This window comes from Streptomyces monashensis (assembly GCF_001866665.1).
Lineage (GTDB): Bacteria > Actinomycetota > Actinomycetes > Streptomycetales > Streptomycetaceae > Streptomyces > Streptomyces monashensis.
Window position 1 is genome coordinate 1 of record NZ_MLYO01000060.1, and the last position, 16,728, is coordinate 16,728.

A 16,728-nucleotide genomic window follows, 5' to 3' on the forward strand; every position below is an offset into this window, starting at 1 on the left:
CGGACCGCCCGCCACCGATTCCGCACGTCCGGCGACCACCGTGTACGGACCGCCCGCCACCGTTTCCGCGCGTCCGGCGACCACTGTGTACGGAGCGGCCGCCGACATGCCCGCACGCCCAGCGGCCACGGCCACCTCGCACGGACCGCCCTCCGTCGGGCCCGGACGCCCGGCGACCCGCCGTGCCCGCCCGTCCGGCCACCGCCGTACACACACCGACCGCCGACGTGCCCGTACCTCCGAGTGCCACGGTGCCCGCGCCCCGACCGCCGCTCCCCGCCCCCGCCCCGTCAGCTCCGCGTCAGACCGTCCGGCTTCTGTGGGAGACGGGCGGAGAACCGTGGAACGTGCGGGGAGCGCCTTGATCGGTGCTCGAGCACGGCGGGACATGATGGAAGCCAGCTAGCCAAGCCAGCGCGACAGGCCGTCTCGAAATGTCGTCCAATCCGTGGATGGCCTCGGGAAGGCGACCCTAACCGACGTAGGGTTGATCTGGGATGGTCCGTGGGACGACCGCCCCCGGACAGCCGCCTCGAAGGAGGTCCAGTTCAGTGACCAGCCAGGTCAGCAGCCCAGCGGAGCAGGCCGACGGAAACGTCGTGGGAGAGCAGCGCAATCCGGGCGACGCGAAGGATGTCCGCCGTCTGGACCGGGTGATCATCCGGTTCGCGGGGGACTCGGGTGACGGCATGCAGCTCACCGGTGACCGTTTCACCTCGGAGACCGCTTCCTTCGGCAACGACCTCTCCACCCTCCCCAACTTCCCCGCCGAGATCCGCGCCCCCGCCGGCACCCTGCCCGGTGTCTCCAGCTTCCAGCTGCACTTCGCGGACCACGACATCCTCACCCCGGGTGACGCACCCAACGTGCTCGTCGCGATGAACCCGGCCGCACTGAAGGCCAACATCGGCGACCTGCCACGCGGCGCCGAGATCATCGTCAACACGGACGAGTTCACCAAACGCGCCCTGCAGAAGGTCGGCTACGACGCCTCCCCGCTCGACGACGGCTCCCTGGACGGCTACCACCTGCACCCGGTACCGCTGACCACCCTCACGGTCGAGGCCCTCAAAGAGTTCGACCTCTCCCGCAAGGAAGCCGAACGCAGCAAGAACATGTTCGCGCTGGGCCTGCTGTCGTGGATGTACCACCGGCCGACCGAGGGCACCGAGAAATTCCTGAAGTCGAAGTTCGCGAAGAAGCCCGAGATCATGGCGGCCAACATCGCCGCGTTCCGCGCGGGCTGGAACTTCGGCGAGACGACGGAGGACTTCGCGGTCTCCTACCAGGTCGCCCCGGCCGCCCAGGCCTTCCCCACCGGCACCTACCGCAACATCTCCGGCAACCTCGCCCTCGCCTACGGCCTGATCACGGCCTCACGCCAGGCAGACCTGCCCCTGTTCCTGGGCTCGTACCCCATCACCCCGGCCTCCGACATCCTCCACGAACTGTCCAGGCACAAGAACTTCGGCGTACGCACCTTCCAGGCCGAGGACGAGATCGCCGGCATCGGCGCCGCCCTCGGCGCGGCCTTCGGCGGCTCACTCGCGGTGACCACGACCTCCGGCCCCGGCGTGGCCCTCAAGAGCGAGACGGTCGGCCTCGCCGTCTCCCTGGAGCTGCCGCTGCTGGTGGTCGACATCCAGCGCGGCGGCCCCTCCACCGGCCTGCCGACCAAGACCGAACAGGCCGACCTGCTCCAGGCCATGTACGGCCGCAACGGCGAGGCACCCGTCCCGATCGTCGCCCCGCAAACCCCCGCCGACTGCTTCGACGCCGCCCTGGAAGCCGCCCGGATCGCACTGACGTACCGCACACCGGTGATGCTGCTCTCCGACGGCTACCTGGCCAACGGCTCGGAACCCTGGCGCATCCCCGACCTGGACGAACTCCCCGACCTCACCGTCCAGTTCGCACAGGGCCCCAACCACACCCTGGCCGACGGCACCGAGGTCTTCCGGCCCTACAAGCGCGACCCGCACACCCTGGCCCGGCCATGGGCCGTCCCGGGCACACCGGGACTGGAGCACCGCATCGGCGGCATCGAGAAACAGGACGGCACAGGCAACATCTCCTACGACCCCGCCAACCACGACTTCATGGTCCGCACCCGCCAGGCCAAGATCGACAACATCACCGTCCCGGACATCGACGTCGACGACCCGGACACCGCGCGGACGCTGGTGCTGGGCTGGGGCTCGACCTACGGCCCGATCACGGCCGCGGTACGGCGCCTGCGCCGCTCGGGCGAGCCGATCGCACAAGCCCACCTGCGCCACCTCAACCCCTTCCCGCACAACCTCGGCGAGGTACTGCGGCGCTACGACAAAGTGGTGATCCCCGAGATGAACCTCGGCCAGCTCGCCACCCTGATCCGGGCGAAGTACCTGGTCGACGCCCACTCCTACAACCAGGTCAACGGCATGCCGTTCAAGGCGGAACAGCTCGCCACCGCGCTGAAGGAGGCCATCCATGACTGACGCCGTGACGCACACCGGCAGCGGCAACGGGCTGCTCCAGCTGGTCCCCAAGGCCGAGGCCAAGCAGTCGATGAAGGACTTCAAGTCGGACCAGGAGGTGCGCTGGTGCCCCGGCTGCGGTGACTACGCGATCCTCGCCGCCGTCCAGGGCTTCATGCCCGAGCTGGGCCTGGCCAAGGAAAACATCGTCTTCGTCTCCGGCATCGGCTGCTCCTCCCGCTTCCCGTACTACATGAACACCTACGGGATGCACTCCATCCACGGCCGCGCCCCCGCCATCGCCACCGGCCTCGCCACCAGCAGACGAGACCTCTCCGTCTGGGTCGTCACCGGCGACGGCGACGCACTGTCCATCGGCGGCAACCACCTCATCCACGCCCTGCGCCGCAACGTCAACCTCAAGATCCTGCTGTTCAACAACCGGATCTACGGCCTCACCAAGGGCCAGTACAGCCCCACCTCCGAAGTCGGCAAGATCACCAAATCGACCCCGATGGGCTCCCTGGACGCCCCCTTCAACCCGGTCTCCCTCGCCATCGGCGCCGAGGCGTCCTTCGTCGCCCGCACCATCGACTCCGACCGCAAACACCTCACCGACACCCTGCGCCAGGCCGCCGACCACCCCGGCACCGCACTCATCGAGATCTACCAGAACTGCAACATCTTCAACGACGGCGCCTTCGACGCCCTCAAAGACAAACAACAGGCCCAGGAGACACTCATCCACCTGGAACACGGACAGCCCATCCGCTTCGGCACCGACAGAACACGCGGCGTCCTACGCAACCAGGCCACCGGCGACCTGGAAGTCGTCACCGTCACCGCGCACAACGAAGCGGACATCCTCGTCCACGACGCACACTCCACCTCCCCGACCACCGCCTTCGCCCTCTCCCGCCTCGCCGACCCCGACACCCTGCACCACACCCCGATCGGCGTCTTCCGCAACATCCAACGCCCCGTCTACGACACCGCCATGGCCGACCAGCTCGACACCGCCGTCGACCAGAAGGGCAAGGGCGACCTCGCCGCACTGCTCGCCGGCACCGACACCTGGACCGTGGAGAGCTGACCCATGGCATACGTCATCGCCCTGCCCTGCGTCGACGTCAAGGACAAGGCCTGCGTCGGGGAATGCCCCGTCGACTGCATCTACGAAGGCCCCCGCAAGATGTACATCCACCCCGACGAGTGCGTGGACTGCGGCGCCTGCGAGCCGGTGTGCCCGATGGAGGCGATCTTCTACGAGGACGCCGTGCCCGACGAGTGGGACGGTTACCGCACGACCGACCGTGAGGTGTTCGCCGAGGTGGGATCGCCGGCCGGGGCCGAGAGCGCCGGGCCGTTGCCGACCGACCACCCGGTGGTGGCCGGAGCGCCGGTGCGCGAGCAGGGCTGACCCGGACGGCCGGGGAAGTGAAGGGGGAGGAAGCCGGGCGGCGGGAGCAAGCGGAATCCCGTGCTTCTTCCCCGGTTCTTCAGCGGAACTCGAGACCGTCTTGAGGGAGAGAGGCCGAGCACGCGCAGGTTCGCTCGGCACCACCTCACCGCAAGACGTCCGGACTCCGTCGCAGAGGACCTCCATGAATCTCCCCTCCTCGCCTTCCACCGGCCCGTGGTCCGCCCGTCCGGCCACGGCGCTCGCGAGCGGCGGGCCGCTGCCGGCCCCGTTGCCGGCCGCGGCCTTCCTCGGCCCACACCATCTCGTCCACCGCCCCGACACCCCCGAGGGCTTCCTGCTCGCGGCGACGCCGCCCGGCCGCCACCGCTTCGGCTTCTCCGCCCAACTGCCCGAGGCGCACCCGCTGTTCTCCGACTCGACGGCTCCCTTCCACGACCTGCTGTATCCAATGGAGTCACTGCGTCAGATGGGGGTCTTCGCGGCGGGCCGCTACTTCCGCGTCCCGGAGAACCGCCGGATCCTGCTCGCCGACTGCACCATGGCGGTCACGGCGCTCGCTCCCTGGGAGCGCGGCGGCGCCGGGGCCGCCCAGCTGACCCTGGACCTCGACATGACGCCCGCGGACGTGGTCAAGGGCGTGCCGCGGACGATGGACTGCCGGGCGTCGATCGCCATCGACGGCAAGCGCTGCGGCACGGTCGGGGCCCGGCTGGTGTTCCTGATGCCGGGCGTCTACCGCACCCACCGCGCGCACAGCCGACGGGAGAGCGAGCGGGCCGCGCAGGGGCCGAGCGGGCTGCCGGCGGGCCACGGGGTGCCCGGCCCCGAGCTGGTGGGCCGGCGCAGCCCCCGCAACGTGCTGATCGGGCTGCCGCTGGCGGAGGACGGCGACTCGCTCGTGTTCCCGGTCGACATCCCGGCCGCGCGCGAGGTGCTGCCGGACTCCGGCTCCGAGGTGCCGACGGCGCTGTTCCTCGAAGTGTCGCGGCAGGCCGCCCTGTTCGGGGTGGGCGAACTGTACGGGCTGGCACCCGGGCATGCCGTCCTGACCGACTGGGCGGCCACCTTCCGCGGGTTCGCCGAGCCGGGGCTGCCACTGCGCTGCGCCGTGCGCCCGCACACCTCCCACGCGCCCGGCGAGGTGTTCCGCGACGCGGCCGGGCGGCCGGTTGCCGAGCTCGGGCTGACCTTCACGCAGGGCAGCCGGGTGGTGGCGGCCGTCCGTACCTCCGTCCTGCAGATCTGCTGACCCCGCCGGCGGTCCGCACCGGCCGGCATCGAACGAGGAGGCAACGATGCGTTTTCAGGTGCTCGGCCCGGTGCGGATGGCACCCCGCACACCGACCGCGGCCAAACCACGGGTGGTGCTGGCCACGCTACTGGCGCAGAGCAACACCGTGGTGTCCACGCACAGCCTGATCGACGAGCTGTGGGGCACCGAGCCGCCCCGCACCGCCGGCACGACACTCCAGGTGTACGTCTCGCAGCTGCGCAAGGCGCTGCTGGACGGCGCCGGGGGCGACAGAGCACAGCCGCTGGTGACCCAGCCGCCGGGCTATCTCATACGGGTCGGGCCGGACGAGCTCGACCTCACCCTGTTCGAGTCGCTGCGCACGAGCGGCCGGGCCGCGTTCGAGGAACGCGACTACGCGACCGCCTCCCGGCTGCTCGGGCGGTCGCTGGCGCTGTGGACGGGCCCGGCGCTGTCCGGTGTCCCGCACGGACCGGCCCTGCAGAGCACCGCGATCCGGCTGGACGAACTGCGCTCGGAGGTGCTGGAACAGCGCATCGACGCCGATCTGAGGCTCGGCCGGCACCACGAGCTGATCGGTGAACTGATGGCGCTGGCCCACGAGTTCCCGATGCGGGAGACCCTGCACGGGCTGCTGATGGTGGCCCTGTACCGCTCCGGGCGGCAGTCGGACGCCGTGCGGGCCTACCACCGGGTGCGGCGCACGCTGGTGGACGAGCTGGGGGTGGAGCCCGACACGTCCCTCAAGCGCATCCTGGACCGGGTGCTGGCCTCGGACCCGTCGCTGGCCTGGCACCAGGGGCGGGCGGCAGCGGCGGGGTCCGCCCCGGAGCGGGAGCGCCGGCCCGTGGCCGCGGTGACCGGGCGCGTCGGGGCCGCGGGGAGCCGGTCGTCGGGCTCGTCGGGCGGCACCGGCCGCCCACCGGTCCCGGTGGGCTCCGGCCCCGTCCCGGACTCTCCGGCCGACGCCTTCACCGGACGCACCGACGCCCCGGCCGGCCCGCTCCTGTGGCTCCCGCCCGCCCTCAGCGACTTCACCGGCCGGGAGAGCGAACTCACGCACTACACACAGGTGCTCACCGAGCCCGGTGGCCCGCGGGTGGTGTCCGTGTCCGGCCGGCCCGGCGTCGGCAAGACCGCGCTCGCCGTCGAACTCGCCCACCGCGTCGAGGGTTTCCCGGGCGGCCGGGTGCTGCTGAGCATGCGCGATCCGGCGGGCCGGGCGCTGACCCCGCAGGCGGCCGCGGCCGCGTTGCTGCGCCGGCTGCTGCCGCCCGGCGCCGGTGGCCCCGACACGCCGCCGAAGGATGCCGGGGAGCTGGCGGACCTGCTGCACCACGCCACCCGGGGCCGCGAGGTGCTGCTCGTCCTCGACGACGCCGTGTCGGAAGCGCAGGTGCGACCGCTGCTGGCGGCGGCTGCGGACGCGGCGGTCGTGCTGACCGGCCGACGGCCGCTCGCGGCCCTGGAGCACGCCCGGCACCTGGTGCTCGACGTGCTCGGGCAGCAGGAGGCCGAGGCGCTGCTGCTGGCCACCGGTGGACCGCGCATGGCGCAGGACCCGGCGGCGGTCGCCGAGATCGCCCGGCTGTGCGGACGGCTGCCGCTCGCGCTGCGGGTGGCGGCCGGCTCCTTCGCCGTACGGCCGCACTGGGCCGCGGCCGGGCTCGCCCGGCGGCTGCGGGACGAACGGACCCGGCTGGCCGCGCTGTCGCTGGGCGATCTGGACGTACGCGGCGGGCTGCTGGCCGCGTACCACGAGGTGTCGGAGGCGGAGCGGCACGCGTTCCGCACGCTCGGTCTCGCGCCGCTGCCGGACTTCCCGCTGTGGGCCGCGCAGTCGCTGCTCGGCATGTCCGCCGAGGCCACCGAGGAGCGTCTGGAGGCGCTGGTGCGGGCGCATCTGCTGCAGGCGGGGCCGGCGGCACAGGGGTCCGGTCCGGTGCGGTACGGCTATCACACGCTGCTGCGGGCGCTGGCCCGGGACATGCTCGACGAGGTGGACGGTGCCGAGGCCGCCGCCGAGGCGACCGCGCGGCTGGGCCGGGCCTGCCTGGTGCGGGCGCGGGCCGCCGACGCGCGGCTGACGCCGGGACGGGACCGGCTGGCCGGCGTCCTGGAGACCGGCGGCTGGGACCTGACGGCCGACGACCCGGCCGTGGTCGCGCCGCTGCGCTGGTTCCAGGCCGAGGCTGCGGGGCTGCTCGAGGTGCTGCGACGGCTGCACGCCTGCCAGTTGTGGGAGCCGGCCTGCGCGCTGGCCTCGGCGCTCGGCGGCTACTTCGAGGTGTGCGCGCTGTGGGACGACTGGCAGGCCGGTCACGAGCTCGCCGTGGACGCGGCGCGCCGCTCGGGCAACGTGCTCGCGGAGGCGGCGCTGCTTCGCTCGCTGGGCGACCTCGCCTGGCAGCGCCGTGACAACGCCCGGGCGGTGGACTGCCACCGGCACGCGGCGCGGCTGTTCGCGCTGGCCGACGACGGAATCGGAGCGGCCCGCTGTCTGACCGGGGAGGCGGATGTGCTGCTCGGGCAGGGCGAGCCGGTGCGGGCCGGTGCGCTGTACGGGCGGGCCCGGGAGCGGGCCGGCGCGGAGGGGGACGCCCGCGGCTGCGCGGAGGCTCAGCGCGGCCTCGCCCTGGTCGCCCTGGTCCAGGGCCGCCTCGCCGACTCCCGCGCCGCGCTGGCCGACTGCGCCCGGGCCGCCCGTGCCCTCGGTGACCTGCGCCTGCAGGACTACGCACAGCGCAGCGCGGCCCGCCTGGGCGAGCCGGCCGGGGCGGCGGCCGGGCTCGAGATGCGGCCCGGTGTCTGGTTGCTGAACGACGTTCCGGTCACGGCCTCGGCCGCCGCGGACTGACCCACGACGAGCGACCGGCACACCGACAGCCCCTCCGGGAAACTCGCGGAGGGGCTGTCGATGTGCCGGTCGCGACGGAGTTCCGGTCCCGGGCAGGCTCCGCCGGACGAACCGGCCGCCCTCACGCACGGCGCGTTCAGGCCGGGCGGAGGTTTCGTACGGGGGGCGTGCCGGCGGGCGGGCGGGGGGCGGGGCGACGGTTGCGGAGCATCTCGCGCCACTCCTCGGGGCTGAAGCTTGCGGGCTCGGTCGAGTCGATGAAGTCACGGACCGACGTCAGAAACCGGTCGGGCTCGGTGCGGAAGGGGAAGTGGCCGGAGTTCTCGAAGATCTCCAGGCGGCTGCCCGGCATCTGCACATGACCGAGGCCTCCGTGCAGCGCGGGCAGCACCTGGTCGCGTCCGCCCCAGAGCAGCATCGTCGGCATGCCGCGGGCCAGGTAGCAGCGGTCGAGCATGGTGCCGACCTGGCCCCGCCAGTCGACGACCGCGCGCAGGGTGCGTACGAAGGCGTTGCGCGAGGTGGCGTCCGGCAGCGCGTCCACGACGCGCAGCAGGTCGGGCGCGTCGACGGCGAGGTCCGAGCGCAGCCACTTGAGCACCTGCACCCAGGCCCCGACCTGTCGGCGCATCGTCGGCAGCCGAAGCATCTGCATCGCCACCTCGGCACCGGGCAGGGACGCGGCGCGCAGCAGCGGGGTGACCTGGCGTCCGATGCCGCCGGTGCACACCAGGACCAGCCGCTCGCAGCGCTCGGGGAACTGGTAGGCGAACTGCATCGCGACCGCTCCGCCGAGCGAGTGCCCGACGATGGTGGCCCGCTCGACGCCGAGCACACTGAGCAGGTCCCGCATGCCGTTGGCGTACGCGGCGAGCGAGTAGTCGGCGCGCGGCTTGTCGGAGTGGCCGTGGCCCAGCAGGTCGGGCGCGATGACCCGGTAGTGCTTGGCGAGACCGGGCATGATGTCCCGCCAGGTGTCCGAGGAGTCCCCGATGCCGTGGATGAGCAGGACCGCGTCGCCCTTGCCGGCCATCCGGAAGGCCCGGCGGTAGCCGTGCACCGTACGGTGGCGCAGGCGGATGGTGCCGCCCGCGGGGCGGTGCTGTGGACCGTACTGTGTGGCCACGCGTCATGCCTCCTCGTGGCGCGCCGGGCGGCGGCTGCGGCCGGGCCGGGCGTCGGGGTCGTACGGGGCGGGGCGGGCGGGGAACCGGGTGGGCGTCAGGTCACTCTCGATCACGCCGAGCGAGGCGAGACTCTGCCAGGGGCGTACCGTGGCGGCCCTGGTCCGATGGGTCGGGTGGTCGGTCATGGCTGGGTCTCCTTCGTCTTGTCCGGCGCGAAGGGGGGAGGCGTGCCGTAGGGGCCGACGGTGTCCGCTCCGGTGGTGGGGATGCGCGGCGAGCCGCCGGGGACGCGGGCCCGCAGCAGTTGGCCGATCAGCCAGCGGCGCATCGCGCCCAGGTGGTCCGGCGAGCCGTGGACGTCGTCGAACGTCCTGGTCCGCAGGTCGGGCAGGACGCTCAGCAGTTCCTGCTCGCGGGCCGGGATGATCTCGTCCCGGGCGCTGGCGACGTAGCGGACCGGGACCCGGACCCGGCGCAACTGTTCGGCGGTGAGCGCGAACCCGGGGAGCGCGGACCACAGCGCGGCCCGGTCGGCGTGACCGGTCAGCCGGCACAGGGTGTCCGCGGTGATGCCGGGGACGCGGGGCCACCAGTCGGGGTCGGTGAAGAACGCGCCGACGGGGGCGCCGACGGTGAGCACCCGGCGGATGCGCGGGTCCTCGGCGGCGGCGCGCAGGCCGAGCTGGCCGCTGAAACTGAGGGTGAGCAAGGAGGTGTCGGTGACGTTCGCACGGTGCGCGAGGTGGTCCATGAGGTGGGGCAGCAGCCGCCAGGAGTCGGGCCGGTAGGTCGCGGTGTTCTCGCCGACGCCGGGGAACTCGCCGACCACGGCGGCGAAGCCGAGCCGTCCGAGCAGCGGCAGCAGCGGCGCCCACTGCTCCTTGACGCTGACGATGCCGCCCGTCACGACCAGCAGGGGGCGCGGGCGGGCGGCGTCCAGGCCGGTCGCCCAGCAGGCCACCGTGCCGTCCTGGAAAGGGAGTTCGAGGCGGACGATGCCCTTCCTGCGGCGCCGCCAGGTGTCGAACGTGGACACGACGAGCTTGCCCGCGGCCCTGCGGACCGCGTCGCCGTGGTGGGGGAAGCGGGCCAGGGCGTAGTGGGCGCACGCGTCCAGGAGCCGGCCCCGCGCGGCGGCAGCGTCGCCCGCGCGCGTCCACACGGTCGCCCAGGACCGCGGGTCGCCGCTGTCGTCGTTGTCGATACCGGACAGGACGCGGGCGGCGCGGCGTGGCGCGATGCCCTGTCCCCGTGCGTGCAGGAGGGCGAATTCCCTGAGTTCGGCCAGATGGTCCATACTCACTCCCCCGTCGGGTGCACTTCAGTCTTCCGGCCGCGCCTTGCGGGCCGGTTGTACGGTCACCACCACTCGTCGACGGTGCGCTGTTCCGCTTCGTCCGCACCCAGCGCCTCGGCCAGCGCGTCGACGATGGAGTCGTCGAGGGTGGTGTGCGCCTGGGTGTCGGTGGTGACGCCGAACCCTGAGTCGCCGACGGCGACGCTGACGGTGTAGCGGTCCAGCAGCGCGTAGGTCCGGAACGACCACTCGCTGCCGGTGCCGGGCGTGCCGTCCGGGCGGCGTACGCCGGTCGGGGTGCCGTCGGTCTCGAATCCGAAGTCGGTGAAACGGAACTGCATACCGAGCCCGATGGCTTTGCTGTAGGCCTCCTTCAGGGTCCACAGCCGCACCAGCGCCGGGTCGCGCCGCGCGGCCGGCATGGCCTCGATCAGCTCGACCTCGCGCGGGGTGCACAGGTGCCGCCCGAGCCCGGCGCCGTACAGGGCGCGGTCGGCGCGTTCGGCGTCCACGCCGATCACCGCACCGGTGGCCAGGCCCACCAGCAGGAGGTCCTCGGTGTGGCTGAGGCTGATCTGCACTCCGTCGTAGCCGTGCAGATACGGCCGTCCGGACGGGGTGTAGCCGAGTTCGACCGCCTGCGGCGGCACGTGCAGGGCCGCCCCGGCGGCGAACTTCAGCAGTACCCGGGAAGAGGCGAAGCGGGTGCGCACCTCCGGGTGGGTCAGGTCCAGGTAGCGGGCCCAGTCCCGGCCGAGCAGGGCGCGCAGCCGGGGCCCGCCGGCCCGCTCCGGACGCCAGTCGTCGAGCCGGGCGTAGAGGATCGCGCAGGCGTGGACGGCGAGGTCACGCCGGACGCTGTTCCAGTCCCCGCGCGGTCCCCTGATCGCGATCGGCTCGCCGAAGGTGCGGGCCGGGGACGGTTTCCCTGGCGCCGTCATCGAAGTCCTCCATGCTGTGTCGGAGTTCGCCGAGCACGTCGGCGGCGGTGGCCCCGTCGATCACCCGGTGGTCGAAGGTGAGTCCGAGCCGCATGACCGGCGCGGGCACGACGTGGCCGTCGCGGACCACGGCCCGGTCCAGGATCCGGCCCGCGCACAGGGTGACCGCGGTGCCGCCGGCGGAGTGGAAGCCGTCGACGGCACCATGGCCGAGGGAACTGACGGAGACGGTGCCGAAGACCGTCGGGCGCCGGCGCGGATCGCGCAGCGCGGCGGCGAAGGCGGCCCGGCCGAGCGGCACGGGCAGCCGGCTGAGCAGCCGTACGCCCTTGAACTCGGGGAGTTCGGCCGCGGCCTCGCCGCGGTAGCGGTCGACGCGGGCCTGGATCTCGGCCAGGTCCGCGTGCTCCAGGCCGGGTACCAGGGCGGACAGGACGGTGCGTTCGCCGTCGACGTGGCGGTCCAGGGCGAGCTTGGCGGTGACGGAGCCGAAGCGGACGATGCCGGGGCGGCGCAGCCGGGCGGGCCAGCCGGGGGCCATGACGGCGTTGGCGGCCGGGTACCGGGCCAGGACGCGGCCGGTGGCGTGGAGCAGGTAGCTCACCACGGAGTAGCGGGTGCCGGCGGCGCGCGCGGCGGCTCGGTGCGCCTGGATCCGGGTCATGTCGACCTCGGTGTCCAGGTGCACCGGGCGCTGGGCCGCCGCCCACTCCAGGAAGTACAGGGTGTGGCGGCGGCGCCGTACGACGTGCCGGGCGGTGCGGGTCACGCCGGGACCGCCAGGTCGTAGATCTCCTTGAGGCTGCGGGCCTCCAGGACCCGGCCGACCGGGACGGGGTGTCCGGTGGCCTGTTCGACGGCGGTGACGAGCTTGAGCAGGTGCAGCGAGTCCCACTCGGGCAGGTCGTCGAAGTCGGCGGCGACCTGCTCGTCGGCCAGGGGCAGGCCGAGTTCGTCGCGGACGGTGGTGACGAAGTCGGCGAGGGTGTAGGCGGACGGTGTGGTCATATCCTCTCCAGGGCGAAGCCGGCCTTGATCCACTTGCTGGACTCGACGGCGACCGCGAGGGCCTTCTGGCCGGCCGTCATCTTCTCCAGGAGCCGTTCGATCTGCAGGAACGGCAGCGCGTTTCCGTTGTTGCCGGTCTCGGCGACGCAGGAGATCTCCGTGGCGCCCGGTACGTCAAGCTGCTCGGCGATCTTGCGGGTCATCCGACCGGACAGCTGCGGCGGAAGCAGGTAGTCGAGTTCGTCGGCGGACCAGTCGAGGTCGCCGAGCAGCTCCCACAGGATCTCCACGGCCATCACCGGGACCTGTTCCTCGATGGCCTTGTAGTCCTCGGTGAGGGCCTGGCGGTCGTCGTGGCGATCGGCGAGGCCGAACCACTCGATGACCTGGCCGGGTTCGCGACCCAGTCCGGTGAAACGGTTCAGCACATGTCTCACCGCCACCCCCGCGCCGCTCGGTTCGTCGGTGAGCACGGCGGCGCCCGCACCGTCACCGAACAGCACGAAGTTGACCAGGTCGCTGGGCGCCGCCTTGGTCAGGTCGCGCTGCAGGTCCAGGTGCTTGCTGCACACGTCGCCGCCGACGACCAGTCCGCTGCGGTACTCGCCGGAGGCGATCAGGGTGCGGCCGAGGCTCAGGGCCTGCACCGCGCCCGCGCAGCCGGACTGCAGCTGGAAGGTGGGCACCTGGTCGAGGCCGAGCTGGTCGGCGACGTGGTTCACGGTGGCCGGCATCAGGGTGTCCGGGGTGGCGGTGCCCAGCACCACGAACTCGATGTCGGCGAGGTCCAGTTCCGAGGCGCGTACGGCCTCGGCGGCGGCCCGGGCGCACAGGTCGGCCAGCGACCAGCGCACCTCGCCGGTGGTCAGGTCCCGGGCGAAGTGCCGGGTGCGGGTACCGATGAAGACCTCGATCCACTCCTCGTTCGCGCCCAGGGCCCGGGCCAGGTCGGCGTTGGTGACGGCCTCCCCGGGCAGCTCGGTGCCGACGGAGGCGAGGTACACCTGCGGGTTGTCGGTCATGCGGTCCTCTCTTCGGCGTCGTGCGGCCCGTGGGCGACCTGCTCGCGCAGGAAGGAGAGCAGGTCGCCCACGGAGGCGAGCTTGGGCAGCAGGTCCTGCACGGTCAGGTCGGCCAGCGCCGGCAGCCGCTCCTCCAGCCGGTTCTTCAGCTCCATCACCATCACGGAGTCGAACCCGAGGTCCTCGTACAGCCGCAGATACGGGCCGAGTTCGGCCACCTCGTAGCCGCCGACCTGACCGATCGCGGCCAGGGCGACCTCGGTGACGGGATCGGCGGGTGCCGGGCGCTCCAGAGTGAGCAGGCCCGCGGGCCGGACCGGACGCTCGGGGGCGCGCGTCTCCTCGCGCTCCGCCGGCCCCGCCGACGCGTCCGGAGCGGCGCGCAGCCCGGCGACGGCCGGCTCACGCCGGGCGCGGATCGGGCCGCGGGTCCAGTAGCGGTGCTCGGTGCCGAAGGCGTACGGCGCCAGCCGGTACGGCACCCGGTCGCGCTCCGGGTACGCGGCCGTCCAGTCCGGATCGAGGCCGCCGCGCCACAGCGCGGCCAGCGCGTCCGCCAGGTCGGCCCCGGTGGAGTCGGCTCCGCGCACCGGCGCCACGGCGGCCGGCCGGGGCCCGGCGGCGGGCGGCGGCACCTTGCGGATCATGGACGTCAGCACGGGCGAGGGGCCGAGTTCCACGGTGTGCGTGGGCCCGGCGTCCAGCAGCGCGGCGGCCGCGTCCCCGAAGAGCACGGTCCGGCGCACATGCGCCACCCAGTAGTCCGCGTCCATCGCCTCGCCGGCGTCCAGCGGCCGCCCGTACAGCGTGGAGTACAGCGGCAGTCCGGGCGCACCGCCGCCGACCTCGCGGGCGACCTCGGCGAACTCGTCCAGCATCGGTTCCATCAGATGCGAGTGGAAGGCGTGCGACACGCGCAGCATGCGGGTGCGGATCCGGTCGCGGTCGAGTCCCTTGGCGATGCGCTGCAGTGCCATCAGGTCGCCGGACAGCACGGTCGCGCGCGGCCCGTTGACCACCGCGATGCCGGCCTCCGGCTCCCCGTCGAGGTGCTCGGCGAGTTCCTCCCGGCCGGCGAGGACCGCGAGCATGCCGCCACCGTCGGGCAGCCGCTGCATGAGCGCGCCGCGGGCCGCGATGAGCCGCGCCGCCGCCTCCAGCGGGAACACACCGGCCAGGCAGGCCGCCGCGTACTCGCCGACACTGTGCCCGAGCAGCAGGTCGGGCCGGATACCGAGGGCGCCGAGGGTGCGGCCGAGGGCCTGGCCGACCGCGAACAGGGCCGGCTGCGCCCAGCGGGTCTGATGCACCCGCTCGTCGCCGGTCAGGACGAGGTCGCGCACCGAACGCCCGGTGTGCGGCAGGAGCGCGGCGTCGGCCTCGTCGAGATACCGCCGGTACAGCGGCGACTCCCGGTACAGACCGGCCGTCATGGCCGGGTACTGGGAGCCCTGCCCGGTGAACAGGAACGCGGTGCGCGCGGTGCCGGCGGGCGCACCGGTGAACCGGGCCAGCAGGTCCGGGTCGTCGGCGCAGGCGCGCAGCTTGCCGACGAGCGTGTCGGTGTCGGCGGCACTCACCGCGAAGCGGTACCCGTGGCCGGACTTGACGCGGGTGGAGTTCCAGCCGACGGCACCGGCGGGGGCACGGCGGGCGGACAGCGCGTCGGCCTGCGCGACCAGGTTGCGGCGCACGGCCTCCGGGCTCGGTGCGGTCAGCGTGAACACCGCGGTGCCGATGCCGGTGGCGGTTTCCTCGGCACGGCTGTGCGGGCGCGGCGACCGCGGCGGGGCGGTCTCCAGGACGGCGTGCGCGTTGGTGCCGCCCATGCCGAAGCTGCTCAGGCCGGCGACCGCGGTGCCCCGCCCGAGGGCGAGCGGCGCCTTGAGCAGCCGGATGCCCTTGCCCCGCAGGTCCAGGCGTGGGTTCTCGCGGGCGGCGAACCGGCTGGCGGGCACGGTGCGGTGATGCAGCGAGAGGGCCACCTTGATGAGTCCGGCGATGCCGGCGGCGCCCTCGGTGTGGCCGAGGTTGCCCTTGACGGAACCCAGCGCCATCGGCTTGCCGGTCCGGCCGGCGTGATGGTGGCCCAGTGCGGCGGCCTCCATCATGTCGCCGAGCACGGTGCCGGTGCCGTGGCCCTCGGTGAAGACGACGTCGGCCGCCTCGACGCCGGCGCGGCGGTAGGCGGCGCCGATGACATCCTGCTGCGCCCAGCGGCTGGGCGCGGTGATGCCGTTGCTGCGGCCGTCCTGGTTGACGGCGGTGCCGCGGATGACGGCATAGATCTGCTGCCCCTCGGCGAGCGCGTCCGCCAGCCGGCGCAGGACCACCACGCCGACGCCCTCGCCACGGCCGATGCCGTTCGCCTCGGCGCTGAACGGCTTGCAGCGTCCGTCGGGCGCCGACAGACCGGCCTGGTTGTAGAAGATGGACAGGGCGGGGGTGAGCGCCACGTTCACCCCGGCCGCGATCGCGTGATCGCACTCCCCCGACAGCAGGGCGCCCGCGGCCAGGTGAACGGCGACCAGGGACGAGGAGCAGGCGGTGTCGACCGCGAGGGAGGGGCCCTTGAGGTCCAGATGGTAGGAGATCCGGTTGGCGGTCATGCAGTAGCCGTTGCCGGAGCCCACCTGGGCGGTGACCCGATCGTAGTCGGTGAGGTGGAGCTGGGCCCATTCGTTGCCCATGATGCCGACGAACACACCGGTCGCGGTGCCCGCGAGGCGCCGCGGAGCCATGCCCGCGTCCTCCACGGCCCGCCAGGCGCACTGCAGCAGGAGCCGCTGCTGCGGGTCCATGGCGGCGGCCTCGCGGGGCGAGACGGTGAAGAACTCGTTGTCGAAGGCGTCGGGGTCGTCGATGAAGCCGCCCTGGGTGGTGTTGGCGCGGCCCTCGGCCGGGGTCGGTGAGTGGAAGTCCGCGGCGGCCCAGCGCTCGGCGGGGACGGACGAGACGCCGTCCCCGGAGCGCATCAGCAGGTCCCAGTAGGCACCCGCGTCCGGCGCCCCCGGGAACCTGCAGTCGATGCCGACGATGGCGATCGGCTCCATCAGCGGGCCGCCGCCTCGCCGGCCAGGCTCTCCGCCAGATGGGCGGCGAGCGCGTCGATCGTCGGGTAGTCCCAGGCGACGGTGGGTTCGAGGATCAGGCCGAAGTCCTCCTCGATGTCCCCGCACAGGCTGAGCGCGGCGACCGAGTCGAGGCCGTACTCGGCGAGCGGGACGGCCGGGGCGATCTCCTCGGGCCGACGCCTGAGGTAGAGGGCGATGCGGTCGGACAGCCACACGGCCAGCTCGTCGGTGGTGCGTCCGGTGGTGGGAACGGACATGCTGCGCTCCT

14 protein-coding genes are annotated in these 16,728 nt (G+C 73.2%); 5 read left to right on the top strand and 9 right to left on the bottom strand.

All coding sequences use genetic code 11. The features are described 5' to 3' along the window. Positions 1–551 precede the first annotated feature (551 nt). The 5 genes from BIV23_RS31785 to BIV23_RS31805 all read left to right on the top strand — a co-directional run bounded on the left by BIV23_RS31785 (position 552) and on the right by BIV23_RS31805 (position 7,991). Positions 552–2,480, top strand: a complete 1,929-nt coding sequence (locus BIV23_RS31785) for a 2-oxoacid:acceptor oxidoreductase subunit alpha (RefSeq protein ID WP_071384443.1) — start codon at positions 552–554, stop codon at positions 2,478–2,480. Further along, positions 2,473–3,552 (top strand): 2-oxoacid:ferredoxin oxidoreductase subunit beta, encoded by a 1,080-nt coding sequence (locus tag BIV23_RS31790; protein ID WP_071384444.1) that lies wholly within the window; start codon positions 2,473–2,475, stop codon positions 3,550–3,552. The genes BIV23_RS31785 and BIV23_RS31790 overlap by 8 nt, the downstream gene beginning before the upstream one ends. Before the next feature lie 3 nt (positions 3,553–3,555). Next, positions 3,556–3,879, top strand: a complete 324-nt coding sequence (gene fdxA / locus BIV23_RS31795; protein ID WP_071384445.1) for a ferredoxin — start codon at positions 3,556–3,558, stop codon at positions 3,877–3,879. A 184-nt stretch (positions 3,880–4,063) separates the two neighbouring features. Then, complete coding sequence (locus BIV23_RS31800) at positions 4,064–5,131, top strand: AfsA-related hotdog domain-containing protein (protein WP_071384446.1); 1,068 nt, start codon at positions 4,064–4,066, stop codon at positions 5,129–5,131. Positions 5,132–5,177: 46 nt separating this feature from the next. Then, complete coding sequence (locus tag BIV23_RS31805; protein WP_071384447.1) at positions 5,178–7,991, top strand: AfsR/SARP family transcriptional regulator; 2,814 nt, start codon at positions 5,178–5,180, stop codon at positions 7,989–7,991. Positions 7,992–8,127: 136 nt separating this feature from the next. Here the strand turns inward: BIV23_RS31805 and BIV23_RS31810 are convergent, their stop codons facing one another. From BIV23_RS31810 to BIV23_RS31850, 9 genes are all read right to left on the bottom strand, one after another. After that, positions 8,128–9,117, bottom strand: a complete 990-nt coding sequence (locus BIV23_RS31810) for an alpha/beta fold hydrolase (protein ID WP_071384448.1) — start codon at positions 9,115–9,117, stop codon at positions 8,128–8,130. Between the two features lie 3 nt (positions 9,118–9,120). Then, a complete protein-coding gene (locus tag BIV23_RS31815) occupies positions 9,121–9,303 on the bottom strand; it encodes a hypothetical protein (RefSeq protein ID WP_071384449.1) in 183 nt (60 codons plus the stop codon). Next, a complete protein-coding gene (locus BIV23_RS31820; protein ID WP_071384450.1) occupies positions 9,300–10,415 on the bottom strand; it encodes an alpha/beta hydrolase in 1,116 nt (371 codons plus the stop codon). Before BIV23_RS31820 ends, BIV23_RS31815 begins: the two co-directional genes overlap by 4 nt. 62 nt (positions 10,416–10,477) lie before the next feature. Further along, positions 10,478–11,356: a 4'-phosphopantetheinyl transferase family protein gene (locus tag BIV23_RS31825; protein ID WP_107471324.1), complete on the bottom strand. Its 879-nt coding sequence runs from the start codon at positions 11,354–11,356 to the stop codon at positions 10,478–10,480. Then, positions 11,262–12,125 (bottom strand): 2-oxo acid dehydrogenase subunit E2, encoded by an 864-nt coding sequence (locus tag BIV23_RS31830; RefSeq protein ID WP_245790745.1) that lies wholly within the window; start codon positions 12,123–12,125, stop codon positions 11,262–11,264. Before BIV23_RS31830 ends, BIV23_RS31825 begins: the two co-directional genes overlap by 95 nt. Next, positions 12,122–12,364 (bottom strand): acyl carrier protein, encoded by a 243-nt coding sequence (locus tag BIV23_RS31835; protein WP_071384451.1) that lies wholly within the window; start codon positions 12,362–12,364, stop codon positions 12,122–12,124. Before BIV23_RS31835 ends, BIV23_RS31830 begins: the two co-directional genes overlap by 4 nt. Next, positions 12,361–13,386 (bottom strand): 3-oxoacyl-ACP synthase III family protein, encoded by a 1,026-nt coding sequence (locus tag BIV23_RS31840; RefSeq protein ID WP_071384452.1) that lies wholly within the window; start codon positions 13,384–13,386, stop codon positions 12,361–12,363. Before BIV23_RS31840 ends, BIV23_RS31835 begins: the two co-directional genes overlap by 4 nt. After that, positions 13,383–16,439, bottom strand: coding sequence for a type I polyketide synthase (locus BIV23_RS31845; RefSeq protein WP_071384453.1), 3,057 nt, complete (start codon positions 16,437–16,439; stop codon positions 13,383–13,385). The genes BIV23_RS31840 and BIV23_RS31845 overlap by 4 nt, the downstream gene beginning before the upstream one ends. Next, a complete protein-coding gene (locus tag BIV23_RS31850; protein WP_071384454.1) occupies positions 16,439–16,717 on the bottom strand; it encodes an acyl carrier protein in 279 nt (92 codons plus the stop codon). Before BIV23_RS31850 ends, BIV23_RS31845 begins: the two co-directional genes overlap by 1 nt. Between the last annotated feature and the right edge of the window lie 11 nt (positions 16,718–16,728).